Source organism: Streptomyces sp. NPDC059828 (assembly GCF_042731955.1).
In the GTDB taxonomy this organism is placed as follows: Bacteria; Actinomycetota; Actinomycetes; order Streptomycetales; family Streptomycetaceae; genus Streptomyces.
The window spans coordinates 192,964-214,513 of the sequence record NZ_JBHWIW010000003.1; the positions used below are offsets into that span (position 1 = coordinate 192,964).

The 21,550-nt window shown below is 71.8% G+C and carries 17 protein-coding genes; 2 read left to right on the forward strand and 15 right to left on the reverse strand.

What is annotated here, in order from left to right; all coding sequences use genetic code 11:
- Positions 1 to 57 precede the first annotated feature (57 nt).
- Entirely contained in the window at positions 58 to 1,470 is a 1,413-nt protein-coding gene (locus tag ACFV6V_RS03155; RefSeq protein ID WP_385558261.1) for a GH1 family beta-glucosidase, read from the forward strand.
- A 724-nt stretch (positions 1,471 to 2,194) separates the two neighbouring features.
- Positions 2,195 to 2,827 (forward strand): phosphatase PAP2 family protein, encoded by a 633-nt coding sequence (locus ACFV6V_RS03160; RefSeq protein WP_385558263.1) that lies wholly within the window; start codon positions 2,195 to 2,197, stop codon positions 2,825 to 2,827.
- Positions 2,828 to 2,834: 7 nt separating this feature from the next.
- Here ACFV6V_RS03160 and ACFV6V_RS03165 read toward each other — a convergent pair whose 3' ends face one another.
- The 15 genes from ACFV6V_RS03165 to ACFV6V_RS03235 are packed head-to-tail and all read right to left on the reverse strand — an operon-like array spanning position 2,835 to position 21,524.
- On the reverse strand, positions 2,835 to 4,169 hold the full coding sequence (locus ACFV6V_RS03165; protein WP_385558266.1) for a glutamate-1-semialdehyde 2,1-aminomutase: 1,335 nt from the start codon (positions 4,167 to 4,169) through the stop codon (positions 2,835 to 2,837).
- Between the two features lie 7 nt (positions 4,170 to 4,176).
- Positions 4,177 to 4,728 carry a dTDP-4-dehydrorhamnose 3,5-epimerase gene (gene rfbC / locus ACFV6V_RS03170; protein ID WP_385558269.1) on the reverse strand — a complete coding sequence of 184 codons (552 nt, stop codon included), beginning with the start codon at positions 4,726 to 4,728 and terminating at the stop codon, positions 4,177 to 4,179.
- On the reverse strand, positions 4,725 to 5,957 hold the full coding sequence (locus tag ACFV6V_RS03175; RefSeq protein ID WP_385558272.1) for a polysaccharide pyruvyl transferase family protein: 1,233 nt from the start codon (positions 5,955 to 5,957) through the stop codon (positions 4,725 to 4,727). The genes rfbC and ACFV6V_RS03175 overlap by 4 nt, the downstream gene beginning before the upstream one ends.
- Positions 5,954 to 6,901 (reverse strand): glycosyltransferase family 2 protein, encoded by a 948-nt coding sequence (locus ACFV6V_RS03180; RefSeq protein WP_385558274.1) that lies wholly within the window; start codon positions 6,899 to 6,901, stop codon positions 5,954 to 5,956. Before ACFV6V_RS03180 ends, ACFV6V_RS03175 begins: the two co-directional genes overlap by 4 nt.
- A complete protein-coding gene (locus ACFV6V_RS03185; protein ID WP_385558277.1) occupies positions 6,898 to 8,196 on the reverse strand; it encodes a hypothetical protein in 1,299 nt (432 codons plus the stop codon). Before ACFV6V_RS03185 ends, ACFV6V_RS03180 begins: the two co-directional genes overlap by 4 nt.
- Positions 8,193 to 9,479, reverse strand: a complete 1,287-nt coding sequence (locus tag ACFV6V_RS03190) for a DUF4910 domain-containing protein (RefSeq protein WP_385558280.1) — start codon at positions 9,477 to 9,479, stop codon at positions 8,193 to 8,195. The genes ACFV6V_RS03185 and ACFV6V_RS03190 overlap by 4 nt, the downstream gene beginning before the upstream one ends.
- Entirely contained in the window at positions 9,467 to 10,555 is a 1,089-nt protein-coding gene (locus tag ACFV6V_RS03195) for an NAD-dependent epimerase/dehydratase family protein (protein ID WP_385558362.1), read from the reverse strand. The genes ACFV6V_RS03190 and ACFV6V_RS03195 overlap by 13 nt, the downstream gene beginning before the upstream one ends.
- Before the next feature lie 48 nt (positions 10,556 to 10,603).
- Positions 10,604 to 11,251 (reverse strand): PIG-L deacetylase family protein, encoded by a 648-nt coding sequence (locus ACFV6V_RS03200; RefSeq protein ID WP_385558283.1) that lies wholly within the window; start codon positions 11,249 to 11,251, stop codon positions 10,604 to 10,606.
- Complete coding sequence (locus ACFV6V_RS03205; protein WP_385558286.1) at positions 11,248 to 12,057, reverse strand: glucose-1-phosphate cytidylyltransferase; 810 nt, start codon at positions 12,055 to 12,057, stop codon at positions 11,248 to 11,250. Before ACFV6V_RS03205 ends, ACFV6V_RS03200 begins: the two co-directional genes overlap by 4 nt.
- Complete coding sequence (locus ACFV6V_RS03210) at positions 12,054 to 13,289, reverse strand: class I SAM-dependent methyltransferase (protein ID WP_385558289.1); 1,236 nt, start codon at positions 13,287 to 13,289, stop codon at positions 12,054 to 12,056. Before ACFV6V_RS03210 ends, ACFV6V_RS03205 begins: the two co-directional genes overlap by 4 nt.
- Positions 13,286 to 14,569, reverse strand: coding sequence for a glycosyltransferase (locus tag ACFV6V_RS03215; protein ID WP_385558292.1), 1,284 nt, complete (start codon positions 14,567 to 14,569; stop codon positions 13,286 to 13,288). Before ACFV6V_RS03215 ends, ACFV6V_RS03210 begins: the two co-directional genes overlap by 4 nt.
- A 1-nt stretch (position 14,570) precedes the next feature.
- On the reverse strand, positions 14,571 to 15,797 hold the full coding sequence (locus ACFV6V_RS03220; RefSeq protein ID WP_385558295.1) for an O-antigen ligase domain-containing protein: 1,227 nt from the start codon (positions 15,795 to 15,797) through the stop codon (positions 14,571 to 14,573).
- 16 nt (positions 15,798 to 15,813) lie between these two features.
- Complete coding sequence (locus ACFV6V_RS03225) at positions 15,814 to 17,334, reverse strand: right-handed parallel beta-helix repeat-containing protein (RefSeq protein ID WP_385558298.1); 1,521 nt, start codon at positions 17,332 to 17,334, stop codon at positions 15,814 to 15,816.
- Positions 17,335 to 17,343: 9 nt separating this feature from the next.
- Complete coding sequence (locus ACFV6V_RS03230) at positions 17,344 to 19,347, reverse strand: alginate lyase family protein (RefSeq protein WP_385558301.1); 2,004 nt, start codon at positions 19,345 to 19,347, stop codon at positions 17,344 to 17,346.
- Positions 19,344 to 21,524 (reverse strand): bi-domain-containing oxidoreductase, encoded by a 2,181-nt coding sequence (locus ACFV6V_RS03235; protein ID WP_385558304.1) that lies wholly within the window; start codon positions 21,522 to 21,524, stop codon positions 19,344 to 19,346. Before ACFV6V_RS03235 ends, ACFV6V_RS03230 begins: the two co-directional genes overlap by 4 nt.
- Between the last annotated feature and the right edge of the window lie 26 nt (positions 21,525 to 21,550).

The following is a 21,550-nucleotide window of genomic DNA, read 5'->3' on the forward strand; positions in this document are numbered from 1 at the left end:
GGCCGGTTCCGACAACGCTCAGCCTTCCGTCCGACCTTGATTCGGAGCAATCAGCCCATGTCCGCACTCGACATACTCACCAGCGACACGACCGACCTTCGGTTTCCCAGTGGCTTCCGGTGGGGAACCGCCACCGCCGCCTACCAGATCGAAGGCGCCGCCACCGAGGACGGCCGCACCCCATCCATCTGGGACACCTTCAGCCGCACCCCGGGCAAAGTCCACAACGGTGACACCGGCGACGTAGCCGCCGACCACTACCACCGCATGCCGGAGGATGTCGCCCTCATGCGGCGCCTCGGCGTGACCGACTACCGGTTCTCCATTGCCTGGCCCCGCGTGCAGCAGACCGGGCGAGGGCCCGCTGTCCAGAAGGGCCTCGACTTCTACCGACGGCTCGTCGACGAACTCCTCAACGCCGGAATCCGTCCGGTCGCCACCCTCTACCACTGGGACCTGCCCCAGGAGCTGGAAAACGCGGGCGGCTGGCCGCAGCGGGAGACCGCCCAGTGCTTCGCCGAGTACGCCGGCATCATGGCCGACGCTCTCGGCGACCGGGTAGGGACCTGGACGACTCTCAACGAACCGTGGTGCGCGGCGTTCCTCGGGTACGGAAACGGCGTGCACGCCCCTGGCCGCACCAGCCACCTGGACAGCCTGCGCGCCGCCCACCACTTCAACCTGGCCCACGGCTGGGCGGTCCGAGCATTGCGCGAGGCGCTGCCGGACACGTCGGAGGTGTCGCTGACCCTCAACCTCCACGCACTACGACCGCTCACGCCGTCGGCCGACGACCTGGACGCCGTCCGCCGGATCGACGCCGTCGGCAACCGGATCTTCCTCGACCCCGTCTTCCACGGCCGCCTCCCCGACGACCTGATCCGGGACACCGCCGCGATCACGGACTGGTCGTTCGTACGGGACGGGGATCTCGCCGCGGCATCGACGCCGATCGACTCGCTCGGCATCAACTACTACTCGCCCACCGTCGTCGCCGCCGGAGAGTGCGAGTCGCCGTCGCCCTGGGCCGGAGCCGAGCGGCATGTCCGCTTCCTGCCCGCACCTGGACCGCGTACCGCCATGGACTGGCCCGTGGACGCCGGCGGACTGTACGAGCTGTTGACGCGGCTGCGCGACGACCTGCCTGGCGTCCCCTTGCTGGTCACCGAGAACGGCGCGGCCTACCACGACTACTCGGATCCGTCCGGCCGCGTTCACGACCCCGAGCGCGTTTCCTACCTGCACAGCCACCTGACCGCCCTGCACCGGGCGATCGAGGCCGGCACCGACGTGCGGGGCTACTTCCTGTGGTCGCTCCTGGACAACTTCGAATGGGCCTACGGCTACAGCAGGAGGTTCGGCATCGTGCACGTGGACTTCGCGAGCCAGCGGCGCACGCCCAAGGAGAGCGCGGACTGGTATGCGCAGGTCATCGCACGCAACGCGGTGGAAGGGCGGCAGGAAGGCTGAAGCCGTCTGCCGCCGAGCCGCACCGCGTCGCAGGTGATGACCCCACCGTCATCTCCATGCGCCAGGCACGACGGCCGTGCCGTGGGGCGATGCCGGACGCCGCACGATGCGCAACGGTGGGCTTGACCCGCTTCGGCGGACACCGTCGGCCGGTGGTCAGGAGTCGGCGCCGGCGGAAGCTGGCCAGCGTCACTGGGGTGGGATCGCTTCGCCGGAGTGGCTTGGATGTCCGCCCGGCCCAGCTCGCGCTTGACGGGACGGCCATCTTCTCGGTCCAGCCGTGCGTGGCCGGTACCTCTGAGGATCCCGGCCATGTCGGCGGGCGGCAGCGGGCAGTTCTCGGTAGCGTGGCATCGCCGTAGCGGCGGGTGACCTGGCGTCGGCTCCGACGGGAGGGGGAGGCGCTTCGCGTCTGCCGGATGGTCTGCGACGGTGTGCGGCGAGTGGTGCACGCGCTCATCGGCCCGGGCGGTGGTGGCCGCGACCATGCCGTTTCCGACCTGCCCGCGGGAACGACCGAAAGCAGGCCGGGCAGTCTTCAAGAGGGCCTGGAGCAGGGGAAACAGGAAGGCGCTGATTCATGACCGTCCACCGGTCGGATGGAGGGCAGTACCCTCACCCTGTCTCGAGAAGGCAGGATGCGGAACGGCATCCACCGATCACGGAAGAGCGCCGCAGGCCGACCGGACGCGGCGGGCGTGCGACCGGCCGACCGGCGCACGCGGTGCTGCCTTCGTCGCTGCGCTCGTGGCTCGGGCCGATCGCGGCGCTCGCCGCGCTGGTGGTCGTCGGGCTCGGGGTCCTGCATGCCGGGGAGAGCGAGCCCGGAACGGTGGACGCGCGGATCGGGGCCGCCCTGGACGGCGTGGGGCCGACGTGGCGGCACATCGCTCTGGCCGTCGACTTCCTGGGGGAGCCCGTGGGTGCGGCGACGCTGGTCGTGGCCGCGGTGACGGGCTGCCTGCTGTTACGGCGTCCTCGTGTGGCGGTGCTCCTCGTTGCCGGCGCCGGCATGACCGTCGGGACGGCGACGGTGCTCAAGCCCCTGGTGGGACGCACCATCCACGGCGAGAACCTGTCCTACCCGAGCGGGCACACCGCCTTCGCCACCGCGTTCGCCCTCGTGGTGGCGCTGCTCGTGACCGGCCGGCTCGGCCTCGGCAGGACGGCGGGCACGTCCATCGTGCTCGCCGCGGCGCTGGTTGCCGGCGCCGCCATGGGCTGGGCGCAGGTCGCCCTGGGCGCGCACTACCCGACCGACGTCCTCGGCGGCTGGTGCACCGCGCTGGCGGTGGTACCGGCGACCGCGTGGCTGGTCGACCGGATGGCCGGCGCCGGTCGGTGGGCGCGCCGCTGACGTCACGTCACGCCAAGCGCCGGAATACGGGCTTCACCGGTCGTCCGGCCAGCCAGGGGGTGGGGTCGGCGGCGTCCAGTGCCTTTCGGTACACCGCACATGCCTGGGCCACCACGTCGACGGTGTGATCGATGTCGGCGTCGTCGAGCGCGCTGCTCACCACGAACGACGGGGCCAGCACCCCGCCCGCGAGGAGTCGGCGCAGGAACAGGGTGCGGTACTCCTGCGACGGCTGCCGGTTCTCGTCGAGGGTGGCGAAGACCAGGTTGCTGGCCCGGCCCCGGACGACGATGTGGTCACCGACGCCCATGGCGTCCGCGGCGTCGCGGACTCCGGCGGCCAACCGCTCGCCGAGGGCGTGCAGCCGCGCGGTGACGCCCTCTTCGACATAGGTGGTGAGCACGGCCATCGCGGCTGCCAGGGAGTGTGTCTCCGCACCGTGCGTCGTGGACAGCAGGAACACCCGGTCGCCGGGGTGACGCAGCCCGCCCCGCTCCATCAGATCGCGGCGCCCGGCCAGCGCGGAGACGGCGAATCCGTTGCCCAGCGCCTTGCCGAACGTGGAGAGGTCGGGGACGACGCCGTACAGGCCCTGGGCGCCCGCCTCGGACCAGCGGAAGCCGGTGATCATCTCATCGAAGACCAGTACGCAGCCGTGCCGGTCGGCCAGCTCGCGCAGGCCGGCGAGGTACCCGGGGGGCGGCTCGCCGTGGGTGGCGGGTTCGAGGATCAGACAGGCGACCTCGTCCTGGTACCGGGTGAGCAACTCCTCCGTGGCGGCCAGGTCCCCGTAAGGGAACGTCACGGTGAGCTCGTTGGTCGCCGCCGGAACACCGGCGGACATCGGCGTGGTGCCGATGAACCAGTCGTCGACGGAGAAGAACGGATGGTCGGCGCAGATGGCCACCCGCGGGCGCCCGGTGGCGGCGCGGGCGAGGCGCACGGCGGCGGTGGTGGCGTCGGAGCCGTTCTTCGCGAACTTCACCATCTCGGCGGTCGGCACCGTGGCCAGGAAGCGTTCCGCGGCTTCGACCTCCACGATGGACGGCCGGACGAAGTTGCTGCCGCGGTCGAGTTGCCGTCGCACCGCCTCGACCACGCGTGGGTGGGCGTGGCCGAGGCTGACCGACCGCAGGCCGGAGCCGTACTCGATGTAGCGGTTGCCGTCGACGTCCCACACATGGGCACCGCGGCCGTGGCTGATGACCGGAGCCAGGTTCTCGGGGTACTGGTCATCGCCCTTGGCGTAGGTGTGCGCGCCCCCGGGGATCATGGCGTGCAGCCGTTCGTTGGCCAGCCGCGAGCGGGGCAGGAGGAACTCTTCGGTGTCTTCGGTGTGCACGCCGACCTCAACTCTCTCGGTGCTTGAGGACCTCGGCGAGGCTCGGCGCCTCCCGGTCCCGCTGGGACATCGACACGACCGGCAGCGGCCAGGGGATGGCGAGCTCCGGGTCGTCGAAGGCGATCGTCACGTCCTCGGCCGGATCGTGCGGGCGGTCGATCCGGTACGAGGTGTCGGCGGTCTCGGTCAGCGCCTGGAAGCCGTGCGCGCACCCCGCCGGGATGTACAGGGTCCCCTGCGTCTCGCCGGACAGCTCGAAGAAGGCCCGGTTGCGATAGGTCGGTGAGTCGGGCCGCAGGTCCACGACGACGTCGAAGATCCTCCCGTACGAGCACCGCACCAGCTTGGCCTCGCCCGCGCCGGAGCGCAGGTGCAGGCCGCGCAGCACGCCCCGGACCGAGCGGGACACGCTGTCCTGGACGAAGGCGTCCGGGTCGAGGCCCACCGAGCGGACCACGTCGGCGTCGAAGGTGCGGCAGAAGAAGCCGCGTTCGTCGGCGTACGGCGTCGGCTCGAACAGGTACGCGCCGGCGATCGCCGGGACTTCGGTCGCTTTCACGGAGCCTCCCGCAGGGCGTGGGCGTGGTCGGCCGCCGGGAACAGGGCCGCTGTCAAGGCGGTGAACTGGTGCTCGAGTTGTCCGGCGGCGATCTGGTTCCGCTCAGTGAGGGTCCGCCGCAGCTCCGCCGATCTCTGCTCCAGCGCCCGGAACTGCTCGAGCAGTCGGTCGGCGTCGACCTCGCGAGCCGGGTGGCAGTACGCGGCCAGCCCCATCCGAGCCATGAGCACGTCGCTCTTGGCCGCATAGCTGAGTGCGAGCGTCGGCGTGCCGACCTTCAGCGCGCAGATCAGGTTGTGGTACCGGGTCGCCACCACGGTGTCGGCAGCCGCCATCTCCTTCATCAGGTCGGCCAGCGAGGCCGCCTCGGCAGCGGTGACCAGCGGCGAGTCCACCGCGTCGAGGATCGCGGCGACCACCGGCACGTCGCACTCGTCGCCGGTGAGCAGCCGGACCGGCCTGCCGTCCTCGATCAGCGCGCGGACGAACCGGGTCGTCCCGTCGAGATAGCGGCGGTGGATCTCCTCGGCCCGGGCACGGTCGTCGTTGCCCCCGTGGAAGTCCATGACGCCGACGCAGACTTGGCCCGGCGGACCCGAGGACGCGCTCGCCGGCAGCGTCGGCAGCGCGAAGGCGAGGTCCGGGTAGACCTCGTCGCGCGAGGTGTCCACCCCCATCGCCCGCATCGCGTCGCGGGACAGGGCGTCCCGGTACGACCGGTACGAGGCCAGCCGCGCCGACCAGCGCACCAGGGCCCGGGTCGGCCGGTCGCCGATCGCGTCCGCACCGACGCCGACCAGCGCGACCCGGGTGCCGAACAGCCGGCCGGACGCACAGAGCAGGAGCAGCGCGTACGGGAAGCCCCACGGCCGCAGCGGCAGCGTGGCCTCCAGGACACCCATGCCCGGCACGATCACCACGTCGTGTCGGCGCACCCAGGCGGCGGTGCGGACGACGTCGACGATTTTGCCCAGACCCTTCGCCGCGATCGCGCCCGCACGCGACGCGGTCCGGTACTCCCCGCGGTACCAGTGCAGCCGTGTCGCGGGGATCCGGTACCGGGTCGCGACGACCTCGGGTCCGCCGCACAGCGCGTCCACGACCGCCTCCGGGTGCTCGGCGCGGAGGTACCCGAGCACGGCCTCGAGCGACCCGTCGTTGCCGAGGTTGCCGGAGCCGAGCAGGCCGAACAGCCCGACACGCACCGCGGTTTCGCCCGCGGACGTCACGCCTGCCTCCCCTCACGGCCGGCGACGAGGGCGTCGACGGAGACAGTGAGCCGGCCCGGGTCGACCGGGGCGCGGTCCTCGACCCGCTCGCCGGCGCCCGGCCGGACCCGGCTGGTCATCCATGCGGCCAGATGGCGGTAGCAGGCCCGCCGGTCGGCCGTGGACAACGGCGCCCGCCGGATCGCCGAGGCGAAGCCCCAGACGTACTCGGCGAGCAGCCGGGGCGTGGGGTGCAGCGGGCCTGCTCGGCGCGGGTCCAGGTTGACGCACCGGGAGCGCTTGCCCGGGTTCGCCCGCTCGGCGCGGGTGGGGTGGTCGCGGCGGAAGTACATCAGCTCCGGCACCTGGTGGAAGGGCCCGTTCAGGACGATCTCGGCGACGAACGTCCGGTCCGCGTGGTGGTAGCTGTCGTGCGGCCTCACCCGGCGCAGCATGTCCGCACGCATCACGCCGTAGAAGTCGTCGCCACCGGGCTCGAACAGGAAACTGCGGAAGCGCTCCGGCGCGTGCGGCGAGTCGGTGGCGAGCCCGTACTCGTACGGGACCTTCAGCTGCCCTTCGCCGTCGATGACCGCCTGGTCGGAGTGCGCGAGGATCACATCCGGCCGCTCGTCCAGCGCCTCCACGCAGCGCCGCAGCAGGTCCCGGGCGTAAAGGTCGTCGTGCGAGGCCCACTTGAACAGCTCGCCGCGGCACTCGGCGAACACGTGGTTGTGGTTCGGCGCGGCGCCGATGTTCCAGGGCAGCCGCAGGTACCGGATGCGTGAGTCCTGCGCGGCGTACTTGCGGCAGATGACCTCGGTCCCGTCGGTCGAGGCGTTGTCGGAGATGACCAGCTCGAAGTCCTCGTAGGTCTGGCCGAGCAGGGCGTCGAGCGACTCGGCCAGGTACTCCTCGCCGTTGTACACGGGCAGGCCGATGCTCAGCCTGGGTTGGGCGGTCATGGCGTCCTCACTTCGGGGATGGTGTCCTGGTGGTGCTCGCGCAGGGCGGAGCGCAGCTGCAGCGACCACACCGCGGAGCCGGCGAGGGTCGCGGCGGCGACGCCCCAGGCGGAGCCGACCGTGCCGGCCAGGGCAGCCCCGCCGAGCCCGCCCGCCACGTAGCAGGCGGAGGCGAACAGCTGGCAGCGCAGGCTGCGTCGGGCCGCGGCGAGCGCGCGCAGCCCGGCCGCCGCGCCGGTGCCGAGGCCCGCGCACGCGACGCCGAGGGTGACCGGCACGATGAGCTGCGAGGCGGCGTGCCAGACGTCGCCGAGCACGAGTTCGCCGAGCCGGTCCGGCATCAGGAGCAGCGCCCCACCCCAGAGCAGCGCGGCGGCGGCCTGCCCGCCCCCCAGCAGGAGGCAGAACGTGCCGAGGCGGTGCGGGGCCCGCCGCAGCACCCGCGCCGCCTCCGCGACCGTGACCAGCGAGAGACCCATCAGCACGGCGAGAAACGGGCCGAGCAGGAGCTCGGCGCCCCGGACCGCACCCACCGCGCCGACCCCGACGATCGCGCCGAGCCCGTAGGCACGCAGCTGGCTCGCGCCGCTGAGGCTGACGTTCTCGACCAGGTACCGGTAGCCGAGGTCGCGTTGCTCGCGAAGCCAGTCGCGTGCCCGGGTCATCCGGGGCCGGATGCCGGACTGGATGCAGCCGTACCCCGCCGCCACCGTGGCGGACGCGCCCCAGGCGAGCACGAAAGCGGCCACGCTGCCCACGCGGGCCGCCACGACCAGGGCGGGGACGAGCGCGACACCCCACACGAGGTCGTTGACGAACGCCTTCCGCCCGAGGCCGGCGGCGAAGAACGAGTACCGCCAGGCGTCCTGCACCAGCAGCCCCGGCAGCATGACGCCGAGGCAGGCGAACGCCGGTCCCACGCGGCCGCCGAGAGCGACGCCGATCACCAGGCACACCGCACCGATGGCGGCACCGATGCCGAGCGCGGTACCCGACGACCGGGCCACCGCCCCGCGCCAGGACGCGTCGGACACGCCGCTGAAGCGCACCACGAGCGGATCGGTGGCAAGGCCGCGGGAGACGTTGAGCACCACGCCGTAGGTCACCCAGGCGAGGCTGAACACGCCGAACGCCGTCACCCCCAGCGAGCGCGCCACGTAGATCCCCACCGCGAAGTTGCTGATGCTGGAGGCCGCCTGGTCGGCCAGCCCCCAGGACAGCCGGCCGGCGAAGGCCCGCCGGGCGGATCCGGGCGGTGCCGTCGCCTTCTCCTCCTCGGTGGTCATCCGCGTCATGCCTTGATCAGACCGGCGCCGTGCAGGGCACCGGCCGCAGCGGCGACGGTGTCGAAGGGCAGCCCGGACCGCTCGGCGACATCCAGCAGGCCGTGCTCGCCGTCGGAGAGACTGAGCACCCAGAGCATGGCCATCTGGGCCTGCTTGGTGTCGCTGCGGCCGCCGAGTGCGTCGTACAACCCACGTCGGCCCAGCTGTGGTTCGCCGTAGGGGCTGAGATTGACGTACCGCCGGTTGCCGTCCAGGACGGCGAACGCCTCGCGGCAGAGGGCGAGCGTGTCCGCCATCGCCTCAGGGGAGACGAAGTCCAGGTTGTCCGCCGAGGTGTGGTACTCGGGGTAGCCGGCGTACGGGGTCCGGCTGAGTGAGCCCACGCCGAGATCGAACCCGGGCGAGCAGAACTGCCGCTCGTCGTAGCCGTACGGAGTGAACTCGGCTATGTGATGCGGGCGTTCGGAGGCACTCAGCACGTACCGCATTACCCGGTCGATCTCCGCGTCGCCGCGCCTGCTCTGCTTGTACGTCAGCCGGCCCGGATCGCCGGCGCAGGCCAGCACGAGCCCGTGCTTGACCCTTCCCCGATTCACCCGCTCCGCGTTGCGGGCCAGCCAGGTGATCGCCCCGATGGTCCCGGGCGCGAACAGGAACCGGTAGGTGTAGTGCGGTGTCTCCGCCAGGGCCCGGGCCAGGAACGTCGCCACGGCGATTCCGGCCAGGTTGTCGTTGGCCAGCGACGGGTGGCAGACATGGCAGGAGACGATCACCTCGTCGGCGACCTGCCCGGGGACCACGTGCTCGGCGTAGGTGAGGTGGCCATCGGTGAGTGTGGAGTCGATGCACACCTCGTACTCGCCGTCCGGCAGCGCGTCCAGGGTCTCCTGGGCCAGGCAGAACCCCCATTCCGGCTTGTAGTAGCTGGTGCGGTACGGCACCCAGGCCGGGTGGTCCGGCAAGGTGTGCAGGTGTCCGCGCAGCTCGGCCAGCGGCATGGTCGCCGACACCGGCACGCTGTAGCCGAGCACGTGCAGGCTGGACGCGGCGAAGTCGACGACCCGCCTGCCGGTGGTGTCGGCGATGTACGCGTCCTTGATGTTCCACTCCTGCGGCACCGTCCAGTCGAGCACCTGCGTCCCGGTGGGCACCTCGTGCACCTTCAGCGGGATGTACTCGCCGACGATGTCCAGGGTGGCGCGCACACCGTCGCCGGTGATGCTCCGGCAGAGCGGGTACAGCCGCTCCACCAGCGTGTGCATCGCTTCGCCGACCTCGGTCATCGGCGCCACCGCAGGGTGTCGTCGACGGCGCCGGCGTCGGACGCGGCGCGCAGCACGGCAAGCCGGGTGAAGCGTCGCTCGAAGTCCTCCCGGGTCAGACCGTGTTTCCGGTAGGCGTCGGCGAGTTCGAGCGCGCCCTGCTTCACCGTCCATTCGCAGTCGAAGCCGGGTATCGCGGCGCGGAACCGCGAGAAGTCCACCCGATACGACCGCGGATCGGCGCCGGTCTCCCCGGTGATCACCACCTTCGAGCCGGATACCGCCTCGGCGACCTGCTCGGCGATCTCGGCGACCGTGACGTTGTTGAACTCGCTGCCGATGTTGAACGCCCGGTCGTGCACCGCTTCCCGCGGTGCGACCAGCGCGGCCGCGAACGCCCGTGCGATGTCGGCGGCGTGCACCAGCGGGCGCCAGGGGGTGCCGTCGGAGAGCACCAGCACCTCGCCGGACAGCAGCGCGTGCCCCACCAGATTGTTCAGCACGATGTCGGCGCGCAGCCGGGGTGAGAAGCCGAACGCGGTGGCATTGCGCATGTACACCGGGCTGAAGTCGCCGTCGGCCAGCGCGTGCAGGTCGTCCTCCACCCGCACCTTGGACTCCGCGTACGGCGTCACCGGGCGCAGCGGGGCGTCCTCGTCCACCAGGTCGCCACCGCCTGCGGCGCCGTAGACCGAGCAGGTCGACGCGTACAGGAAGCGCCGCACTCCGGCGTCGCGGGCCAGCCGGGCCAGCCGCACGGACGCGTGGTGGTTGATGTCGTAGGTGAGGTCCGGCGCCAGTGCTCCCAGCGGGTCGTTGGACAGCGCGGCCAGGTGGATCACGGCGTCCACCCCGGCCACGTGTTCGGCCGTGACGTCGCGCAGGTCCACCCCCGTGGGGGTACCGCCCACAGGCGCGCCAGCGCCGACTGGGGTGGGGGTACCGCCCACAGAGCCGGCGCCGACTGGGGTGGGGGTACCGCCCACAGGCGCGCCAGCGCCGACTGGGGGAGGATCCGCGGGCGGCGGCCCCAGCACGCAGTCGGCGAACAGGCCGGCGTCAAGACCGACGACCTCGTGCCCGGCGGAGCTAAGGACCGGGGCCATCACGGTGCCCAGGTAGCCCTGGTGCCCGGTCAGCAGTACACGCAAGGTTCATTCCCCCAGGTTGAGAGTGAGTTTGGTGACGGCGAACGCCTCGGCGTAGCGCGCGTGGCATTCGATACCGCGGATCCGCGCAAGCCCGAGGAAGGCCTCGCGGTCGTACCAGGGCCGGTGCCGTTGCGAGGGGTAGTGCTCCTGCAGCAGCCGCACCTTCCGTTCGGCGACCTCCGCCGAGAGCGGCTGGTACGCCGCAGGACGGCCGAGATCGCCGTCCCACTTGACAATCTCGTAGCCGAGCACCAGGTGGTCGCGGAACGCGGTGGTCATCAGCTTCGCCAGACCGCGGTGATCCTGGTGCGCGTCATCGGTGCGCGGAGCCAGCACGAGATCCGGCTCCGTCCCCGCGCGCAACTCCTCAACCGCGGCCTTGGCCTCTTCCCAGTGCGCGGGCAATCGGCCGTCCGGCAGCTTGTGCACGGTCAGCCGCAGCTCGGCGCCCGGGCAGAACGCGGCGAGCGCGGCCTGCTCCTCCTGCTCCCGCTCGCCGCCACCGCCGGAGAGCACCAGCACGTCGATGCGGATACCCGGCCGCGCGAGGCACAGCGTCAGCAGCGTGCCGCCGGCACCGATGGCGATGTCGTCGCAGTGCGCGCCCACCGCGACGATCCTGTCCAGGCGTCCGGAGCTGAGCCGGATCATGCGGTCCTCATCCCGGCCTTCGCCCCCGCGCCGTCCCGTTCCCACACAGCCCACGGGCGGTCGCCCCGGGCGTAGGCGGCGTCGAGCGCGGCCCGCTCCTTCACGGTGTCGGTCGGTTTCCAGAAGCCGCGGTGCTGGTGCGCCACCAACCGTCCACGCTTGGCCAGTTGGGCGCAGCCGTCGGCGACCAGGTCCCCGTTCTCCGGGATGTGGTCGAAGACCTCCTGGCGGAGCACGAAGTAGCCGCCGTTCTCCCACAGCGGCATGTCACTCACCGCGGTGATGCCCCCCACCAGACCGTCCTCGCCCAGCTCCACGCAGTGGAACGAGGACTGCGGCGGCACCACCATCATCGACGCACCGGCGTCGCGCAGGGCGAACCGGTCGATCATCTCCGGCAGCGGGGCGTCGGTGAGCACGTCGGCGTAGTTGGCGAGGAACATCTCGTCGCCGTCCAGGTGGTGCCGCACCCGGCGCAGCCGCTCCCCGATCGGTGACTCGACGCCGGTCTGCGCGAACGTGATCGTCCAGTCCGAGATGTCGGTGGAGAGCAGCTCGGTCCGCCCGCCTCTCAGCACGAAGTCATTGGACGTCGTCTCCTCGTAGTTGAGAAAGAAGTCCTTGATGTGGTGGGCCCCGTACCCGAGGCACAGGATGAACTCCGTGTGCCCGAAGTGCGCGTAGTAGCGCATGACGTGCCAGATCAGCGGTCGCGGGCCGACCATCGCCATCGGCTTGGGCACGTCGTCGGGGGTTCCGTTGCGCATCCGCATCCCGTAACCGCCGCAGAACAGAACGACCTTCACGACTTGACCTCGACAATGCTCAGTTCCGGAATGGGGAAGACCAGCCGGCCGCCCCAGTCACCGATGAAGGACAGTTGTTCGACCAGCTCGGCCCGCAGGTTCCACGGGAGGACGAGGACGTAGTCCGGTCGGTCGGCGGCTATCTGCTCGGGCGGCAGGATCGGGATGCGGGTGCCCGGGGTGAACCTGCCGTGCTTGTAGGGGTTGCGGTCGACCGTGTACGGGAGCAGGTCGGGCCGGATGCCGCAGTGGTTGAGCAGGGTGTTGCCCTTGCCCGGGGCGCCGTAGCCGACGACCGTCTCGCCGCGCTCGGCCGCCTCGATGAGGAACCGCAGCAGGTCCCGGCGCACCTTGGCCACCCGGGCGGAGAACTCGGTGTACCCGGACAGCTCCTGGAGCCCGGCGGCCTTCTCCCGGTCCAGCACGTCGGCCACTCTCCGGGGCGGCTCGCCGGCCACCTCGACCGGCCGGGCCCACAGCCGGATGGAGCCGCCGTGCGTGGGCAGCAGCTCGACGTCCACGAGCGCGAGTCCGCCGCTCGCCAGCGCCCGGGTCGCGGACGCGACCGTGTAGTACTGGAAGTGCTCGTGGTAGATCGTGTCGTACTGGTTCTCCTCGATCAGGGTCAGCAGGTGCTGCACCTCGATGGAGACCCAGCCGTCGTCGGCGACCAGAGCACGCAGCCCCTGGGTGAACCCGACCACGTCGGGGATGTGCGCGTACACGTTGTTGGCCACGACCAGGTCCGCCGGGCCGTGCTCGGCGCGGACGTCGGCGCCGGTGGCCGGGTCCAGGAACTCGGTGAGCGTGGGCACACCCGCGTCCCGTGCCGCGGCACCGACGTTCACCGAGGGCTCGATGCCGAGGCAGCGGATCCCCCGGTCCACCACATGCCTCAGCAGGTACCCGTCGTTGCTCGCGACCTCGACCACGAAGGCGTCGGCGCCGAGACCCAGCCGCTGTACGGCATCGGCGACGAACGTACGCGCGTGCTCCACCCAGGAGGTCGAGTAGGAGGAGAAGTACGCGTACTCGCTGAACGTCTCCTCCGGAGTGATCAGCGGAGGGATCTGCGCGAGCCAGCAGTCGGTGCAGACCCGCAGGTGCAGCGGGTACGCCGGTTCCGGCTGGTCCAGTCGGTCCGCGGCGAGAAAGCTCTCACACGGCGGGGTCGCCCCAAGATCGACGACGCTCACCAGCGCCGCCGAGCCGCAGAGTCGGCATCGTGTCATCTCCTGCCCCCATCCCGCTCGCGCGGGTGTCCCCGCCACGAGCCAGTGTTTTCGTCACGTAACAGCGGCGGGCTGTCCCCGCCGCCGGACCGCACCGCGATCGCGGTGCGGTACCCGTCCACCAGGCGTTCCAGCCCGACTGCCGGGCTGAAGTCCCGCTCGTAACGGCGCCGGGCCGCCTGGCCCATCTCCCGGTTGCCGGCCGAATCGGCCGTGATCCGGCGCAGACAGGACGCGAGCGAGCCGGGCTCGCCCGGACGGTGCAGCAGCCCGGTCACCCCGTCCTCGACGAGTTCGACGAAGGCGCCGTGACCGGCGGCGACGGCCGGGACCCCCGCCGCCATCGCCTCCACGACCACCAGGCCGAACGCCTCCAGCCATGTGGAGGGAGCCACCACGGCGACCGACCGCGCGATGGCCTGCCGGCACTGGTCCGGGTCGTACAGGCCGACGTACAGCACGTCGTCCCGGCCCGCCGCCCAGTCGGCCACCTCTCGCTCCAGCGGCCCCGCGCCGGCGACCGTGAGCGGCACGCCCACACCGCCTTCGGCGGCGATCGCGTCCCAGGCGGCCATGAGCAGCCGCACCCCCTTGGCTTCCGCGAGCCGCCCCAGATAGAGCAGATGCTCGCCGTCGCCAGCCCGGCGGACGCCCGGTTCGGGCACGAAGTTGTGCTTCACCGCCAGCCGCTCGGACGGCATGCCGGCCCGCACCAGGACGTCGCGCTGCGCCGCTGAGATACAGAAGAACCGCTCCACGCCGGACCACCACCGCCGCCGGTTGACCGACAGGCTGACCGCGAGCGGCACCGTCGCCAGCCGGGAGCCCCGGTAGCAGCCGTGCCGGACGGCGGGCAGTGGCGCGGACCGGACGCACTCGGTGCACGGCCGGCCGTCCCGCTGCAGTGTGCCGGGCGGGCAGACCTGGGTGTAGTTGTGCAGTGTGGCGACGGCGGGCACGCCGGCGTCGGCGCAGGCGGCCAGCACCGCCGGCGACAGGAGCGGGAAGACGTTGTGGACGTGCACCACGTCCGGCCGCTCGGTGCGAAGCCGGGCGGCGAGCTCCGCGCGGACCGCCGGGTTCCACGGCACCAGCAGCGGTACCGCGGCCTTGCCCAGCAGGGACCGGGCGGCGATGTCGTCGCTGCGCCGCTCGAACACCTCGACCCGGTGGCCGGCCGCGCGCAGCAGCGCCGCTTCCTGGTCGACGACCTTGTTCTCCCCGCTGGGCTGCGCCGAGGCGTAGCGGTTGTGCACCACCAGCACATGAACGCCGGGCATGTCAGATCACCTCTGATCTCTGGGCCCATCGCGGGACGCGCCGTCGTGGGACGTCGGGTGCCGGAAGGGGAGCGGCCGGGGCAGGTGCCACCAGCAGGGAGGCGGCCACGGTCAGATGCAGCAGGTACGGCGAGGCGTCGCCCAGCCCGGCCTCGGTGTACGACGCGATTCCGCAGTAGCTGATGAGGAAGATCGCGCAGGCTCTGGACAGCGACGGCGGCCGCAGCAACGCGACGCCGCCCAGCACGACGATGATCGCCGCCACCAGGACGACACCGGTCATGCCCTGCTCGTTGTAGACGGCCAGCCAGCTGTTGTCGATCGGCAGCCCGCCGAACGACTTGTCGCCCAGGCCCGCGCCGAACAGGTACTCCGATGTCGTCCGGGGTGCCGCCAGCAGGGCGTCCCAGACCTTGGCCCGGCCGGTGAGGCTGGTGAAGTTCTCCTCGCTCTGACCGCGCAGGAACCACGCCTGCAGCGCGGAGGCGAACGCCACGGCGGCCACCACGATGCACAGCACCGCCCAGCTGAAGAACCGGCGGGCCGCGGCGCTGGTCAGCATGAGCGAACCGATCGCCAGGGCCAGCCCTATGAGCAGGCCGAGCGTGGCCGTGCGGGTATGGGTCAGCGCGAGCAGGACGAGGGAGGGCACGATGACCACCACCGCGCTGGTCCCGTCGGTCCGCCGGCCCAGCACCAGCAGCACGGTCAGCCCGATGATCACCGCGGCGTACTGTCCGATCTGCGGCGGGGTGAGCGGCCACAACGCCCCGACCAGCCGCCCGCCGTACAGTTCGGGCATGGCCGCGCCCGGTGACACGACCAGCCCGGCGGCCACCGAACCCAGGACCATGAAGTACAGCCGGATGTGATGCCGGACGAACGTCAGACCGCCGTCCCACCAGCGGCTCAGCAGCCACAGCGTGCCGACGAACAGGGCCAGCCGGAAGCAGCGGAACAGCGCGCCGAACCCGGACTCCAGGTGCGCGCTGGAGATCACGCTCTCCACCAGCAGCAGGGTGAGCAGGAACACGAAGGCGCTGGCCCGGATGCGCAGCCGGAGATTGACCGCGAGCGCCAGCGCGAACGCGGCGACCAGCGCGCCCATGGTGACCATCTGGATGAGGGAGCGGGGCAGCGGGACGATGGTCTTCGCCCCCGCGGAGCCGAGGGTGTTGAGGATCAGCAGCCCCCAGACCGTGCCGACGGTCTTCGGTGCCTCGGACATGTGGCCGGTGCTCAACTCAACCACCGTCCTGAGCACGGTAGGTGCTGCCCGCGTCCTGCCGGTACGGCGTGCCCTGCCACTGCCCGAAGCCGACCACCCGGCTCGGGTCGTGGGCGACGAACTTCCACGGGCCGACGTAGACGTTGTCGTGCCAGCGGTTGTGCTGCTTCTCGGTGATCGCCTCGGCCACCCGCTCGCCCTGGTACGGCGACCAGTCCGGGTAGGTGCCGTAGTTGGCCAGCACCGCCATGCGGTCGCACTTCACCGTGCAGCCGACGACGGACTTGTCCAGCACGAAGCGGTTGTGGTGGATGTCCACCCGCTGGGTCTTCCACCGGCAGTCGGTGTAGAGCGGTGCGGTGGCGATCGCCGGCTGTGCGCAGCGGGCGGTGTCCTTCACCAGCAGCGTGCAGTCACCGGACGAGGTGTTGGCCGGACTGTTGCAGAACCGGTCGGCGTTCTCCCACAGGGTGATTCCGGACCAGTTGTCCTCCAGCACGTTCCGGTAGATCTCGATCTTGTCCGTGCGGGCCCGGACCCGTGGTTCGCCGCCGGACTCGGACAGATAGACGGTCGCGAACGGGAAGTTGTCCCCGCGGTCGGCGTACTTGCGGCCCTCGACCCAGTTGTTCCGCCGGATCGTGTTCTTCCGGATGACCGCGTTGTAGCTGGTCTCGTAGATCAGCGCGGCCCCGTCGTTGGCCTCCAGCACATTGTCCTCGATACGGAAGTCGTTGTTGTTGGTGTCCGCCCACAACCCGGCTCCCCGGTTGTCGTGCACCCAGTTGCCGCGTACGTCGGCGCCGTCGACGGCCCAGAACTTGACGCCCGCGGTGCAGCCGCAGCCGGGCCGCCGCCGCTCCCAGTCGTCCCTGTTGTTGCCGGTGACCTCGTTGCCCTCGACCACCAGGCCGCTGATCCGGCCGCCCGCCTTGTAGGCGTTCATTCCGTACTGGCCGTTGCCGCGCAGGCAGCTGGCGCGGACCTGCTGGCGGGCACCGGCCATCAGCCCGGCGCCGGAGTTGTTCTGGACGGTCGCGTGCTCGATCGTCCAGCCGTCGGCCGAGTCGTGGTTGACCACGCCCTCGTCGCGCGGTGCGACGAAAGCCTGCACGGTCAGATAGCGGATGGTGACGTCACGGGCGGTGCCGCCGAACGCGTACTGGTTGGTTTTGCGGCCGTCGAGCACCGCGCCGGGGGCGCCGAGGTAGATGTTCCCCTCCTTGGGTACGACCTGGGCGTAGCGGTCCCGTTCGAGCCTGTGCTTGCCCGGCCGGAGCCAGAACGTGGTGTGCGGGGGATTGCTCTTGGTCTTCGCGGCCAGGTCACCGGTCACCGCGGGGTCGACCGTCACCGCGCCCGCCGGTGCCTTCGCCGGCCCGGCCGCGGGCTCGGCACACACCCGGGCCACGGACATGGACGGCCCGGCGGTCGGCTTCGGCCGCGCGGCCGGCGCGCTGTCGCAGCCGGCCGCTGCCGGCAGGACCAGCGCCAGCAGTGCCGCAGGCGACGCCCAGTGCCGCCACTTGATCCCCAAGCGTCCTCCCTAGCCGCGGAACCTGAGTACGGTGGTGAACTCCGTGACCTCCGCGGACGGCGCGGTGCCGTCGGCGAAACCGGTCCCGACCAGCGTGGTGGCGGGTTCCTTGCGCCCGAAGCCGGCGGAGTACCAGCCCAGCGGCGGGTCGCTCTCGCCGCGATGCGCCCGCCAGTCCAGCCGGCCGGGCAGGTCGAGCTCCGCGGAGCGGTCCTCGCCGTCCCGGGTCCAGGTGAGCACCGCCCGGTTCCCCACCAGGTCCGCGGTGATCGCCGGCCCGAGATGGAACGCCAGGCGCACGGCCCGGCGCGGGCCGGGCCGGCCGAGGACCTCGTCGACCACTCTCAGTTCCCGGCTCGCCGCCGTCAGTTCCACCCGGCGGCGGTGCACGGAGCGCTGATAGCCGTCGTGCTCGGCGGACCAGCGGTCCGTTCCTCCGTCGGCGGTGCCGGAGGTGTCCGCGACCAGGACGCTGCTGCGGGCATGCCGGGTCCACAGGAACGGGCCGCCGGAGACGGACTGGTCGCCGCCTTCCAGTTCCAGGGTGTTGTGGCCGAGGGTCGACCGGAAGTACCGCCGCCATGCGGGCTGCCCGTGGTAGCAGTACGTGCCCGGGTCGGCGAGCACGTCGACCCCGTCGTGCCGGACCTCCACGGACAGCGCGTCGGCGTGCGCGTGCGCGGCGATGGACAGGAATCCGTGCGGACCGCCGTCGCAGCGGCACCAGATCCCGCCCGGCCCGCGCAGGATGGTCATGCCCGCGTCGGCGAAGTGGGCCGGCCGGCTTGCCGGGCGGGATACGGTCGGTGTGGTTCCGCCTTTCGCGTACGGCCGGACGAGCGCGGCGAGCAGCGGGGTGCGCACATCGGTGCCGGTCACCTCGGGCCACCAGTCGAGCCGGCCGAACACGGCGTCCCCGGTGGCCAGCAGCGAGCCCCAGCGGTCGGTGCCCGCACCGTCCACGACCAGACCGTGCCCGTCGTCCGTGTCCCCCTGGCGCGGCGGCCGCAGCCGGTTGTCCACGATGGCCGCGAGTGCGTCGGTCATCCGCAGCAGCACCAGCCGGACCGGTGCGGGCACCGGCACTCCGGCGGCGTCCGCCTCGGCCACCGCGGCCAGGCCGAGTTCGAGGACCAGCCCGTGATACTCGGTGGCCAGCTCGCGGTTGAGGCCGGAGGGGAAGGTGTTGCCGCGCAGCTGCCGTTCCAGCGACCGCAGCGCGTCGGCCCGCCAGCGCGCGGAGGAGGGGAACCATCCGAACGCGCAGGCCGCGGCGAACTGCCCGGCTGCCTCCGCGATGACGTGGTTGTTGGCCGATGACCCCCGGCTGGGAAAGGCGGCCAGCCAGCGCTGGTGGTGCCAGATCTGTCGCAGGGCCACCGGGTTGTCCTCGAACAGCCCGGCGGCGCCCGGCCAGCCGTCGAGCAGCCGGCGGATCCACACCCAGGACAGCAGCCGGATCCCCAGCTCGATACCGCTGGTCCAGTGCACCCCGCGCAGCGGCGCGTTGGCCGTCCACCACGACCGCAGATGGGCGGCCACCCGCTCGGCGTACCGCTCGTCCCCGGTGATCGCATAGGCGGCGGCGAGAACCGTGAGGTACTGATGCCGGGACGGCTCCCAGATCTGCTTGATGTCCCCGACCGCGTCCTCGTCGCGGTACGGCACGTCGAAGGCGTAGCCCGAAGGGGCCCGGCGCCCGGTCTTCGGGTCGTACCCCCAGTCCGGGTCGGCCAGGTCGTCGCGGTCCACCCCGAAGAACACGGCGTGCCCGGCCAGCAGCCGGTCCGCCTCGGCGACCAGGCGTTTCGCGGCGTCCGGTGGCACCGCGGCGACCGTCCCCGCGGGCAGCAGCGCGGTGAACCGGGCGCCGGTCACGTCCGGGCAGTCCGGCAGCCCCGACCGCCACCGCCGTCTGCGCACCGTGTCGGCCACCCGGCCGCCGACCTCCCGCGGCCCCATCCGGGAAAGCCGCCGCAGGTACCAGCCCGCGGTACCCGCGCTCACCGTCATCGCGCGCTCGCCAACGTCACCGGCGCGCCGCCGGTCAGACCGGCCTGCACGGCGAGGGTGGCCGCGGTGGTGGCGACCAGCGACTCCAGCGGCACCGGCATCGGCCCGCCGGTCCGCACCGCCTTGACGAACGCGGCCAGCTCGGCGGACTGGCCCTTGTCCCGGGCCTTGGGCAGCCGCGAACTCACCCAGCGCTTACGGCCGTAGACCGAGGCACGGACGAAGTCGTCGAGCCGCAGCGCGCGGCCGTCCGCGACCAGGTCCAGCGTCTCCTTGGGGAAGCCGGCCGGGCCGGTGGTGACATAGCTGATGGTGGCGGTGGACCCGTCCGGGTAGTGCAGCACGACCTGCAGGTCGTCGTTGCCGGACGCGGCCGTCGCGTACACCGAGACCGGGTCGGCGTCGAGCAGCCAGCTCGCCGTGTCGATGAAGTGCCCGCCCTCGCCGGCGAACCGCGATCCCTCGGTGCCCTGCTGGAGGTACCAGCTGCCGTGCTGCAGCCGGCCCGCGTTGACCAGATAGCGCAGGCTCGCCGGACCGGTCCGGGCGCCGAACCGCCGCTTGGCCTCCTGGAGCAGCGGCGCGAACCTCCGGTTGAAGCCCACCTGCAGCCGGTCGTTGCCGGACTCCTCCACCGCCGCCAGCACACCGGCCAGTTCGTCCCCGGTGAGTGCCAGTGGTTTCTCCACGAACACGGTCTTGCCCGCGAGCAGGGCCTTCCTGGTCAGTTCGGCGTGCGAGCTGTGCCGGGTGACCACGAACACCGCGTCGACGGACTTGTCGCCGAGCACGGCGTCGAGATCGGTGGTCGCCCCGGCGAAGCCGAATTTCCGCTGTGCGTTGGCCGCGGACAGCGCCGTGGTGGTGACGACGGTGGACAGCTCGACGCCGTCGCGCTGTGCCAGATGCGGCAGCAGCATCGACGTCGCGTAGTTTCCGGCGCCGACGAACGCGAGCCGCACCGGCGCCTTCACGGACCGGACGGGGACGGAGACCCGGCCGCCTCGTCGCACCGCGGGCACGGCCACCTCCGGGGCCTGAGCCCGCGCCGTGTGCCCGGGGTAGCGGAACAGCACGGCCACGGCCTTCAAGCCGCCTTCCGTCAGCCGCTGGTAGGTGTCGACGGCGTCCTCGAAGTCGGCGATGTGGGAGACCAGGGGCTCCACGTCGACACGGCCGCGGGCGAGGAGATCGAGGAAGCACGCCAGGTTGCGGCGCTCGGTCCAGCGCACATAGCCGATCGGGTAGTCCCGTCCTTCGAGCTCGTACTCCGGGTCGTAGCGCCCGGGACCGTACGAGCGGGAGAACCGGACGTCGAGCTCCTTCTCGTAGTACGCGTTCCACGGCAGGTCCAGCCGGCACTTGCCGATGTCGACCACCCGGCCGCGGTCCCGGCAGAGCCGCGCGGCCAGCTCCACGGGCTGGTTGCTGCCGCCTCCGGCGGCCAGGTACACCTGGTCCACGCCGTGACCGCCGGTGAGTTCGGCGACGGCGGCTTCCACGATCGCGGACGCGGGGTCTCCGCAGGCCGCCGCGCCCAGGCGCGCGGCCAGCTCGCAGCGCACCGGGTCGGGGTCGGCCCCGACGACGCGGACCCCGGAGGCCGCCAGTAACTGCACCACCAGCTGACCGATCAGCCCGAGGCCGATGACCAGCGCCACCTCGCCGAGCTGCGGCTCGCCCTGCCGGACGCCCTGCATCGCGATCGACCCGACCGTGCCGAACGCCGCGTGCTGCGGCGCGAGACCGTCCGGTACGGGGGTGTAGAGGTTCTTCGGTACCCAGTTCAGCTCGGCGTGCAGCGCGTGCTCGTTGCCTGCGCAGGCCACGAGGTCACCGGCCTTCACATCGTCGATCCCGGCGCCGACCTGTTCGACCACCCCGCACAGCGAATAGCCCAGCGGCGTATAGGAGTCCAGCTTTCCCATCACCTTGCGGTAGGTGGCGGGCACCCCGTTGACGGCCACGCTCTGCATGACCTTGGCCACCTGGTCCGGTCGGGAGCGGGCCTTGCCCAGCATCGACATCCCGGCCTCGGACACCTTCATCAGCTCGGTTCCGGTGGATATCAGCGAGTAGGCGCTGCGGACCAGCACCCCGCCCGGCTTGCATCCCGGCACCGGCACGTCCAGTACCGCCAGTTCGCCGCTCTTGTAGTTCTGAACAACCTGCTTCACCCGAAGTCCCCTTGTTTCCGATCCGT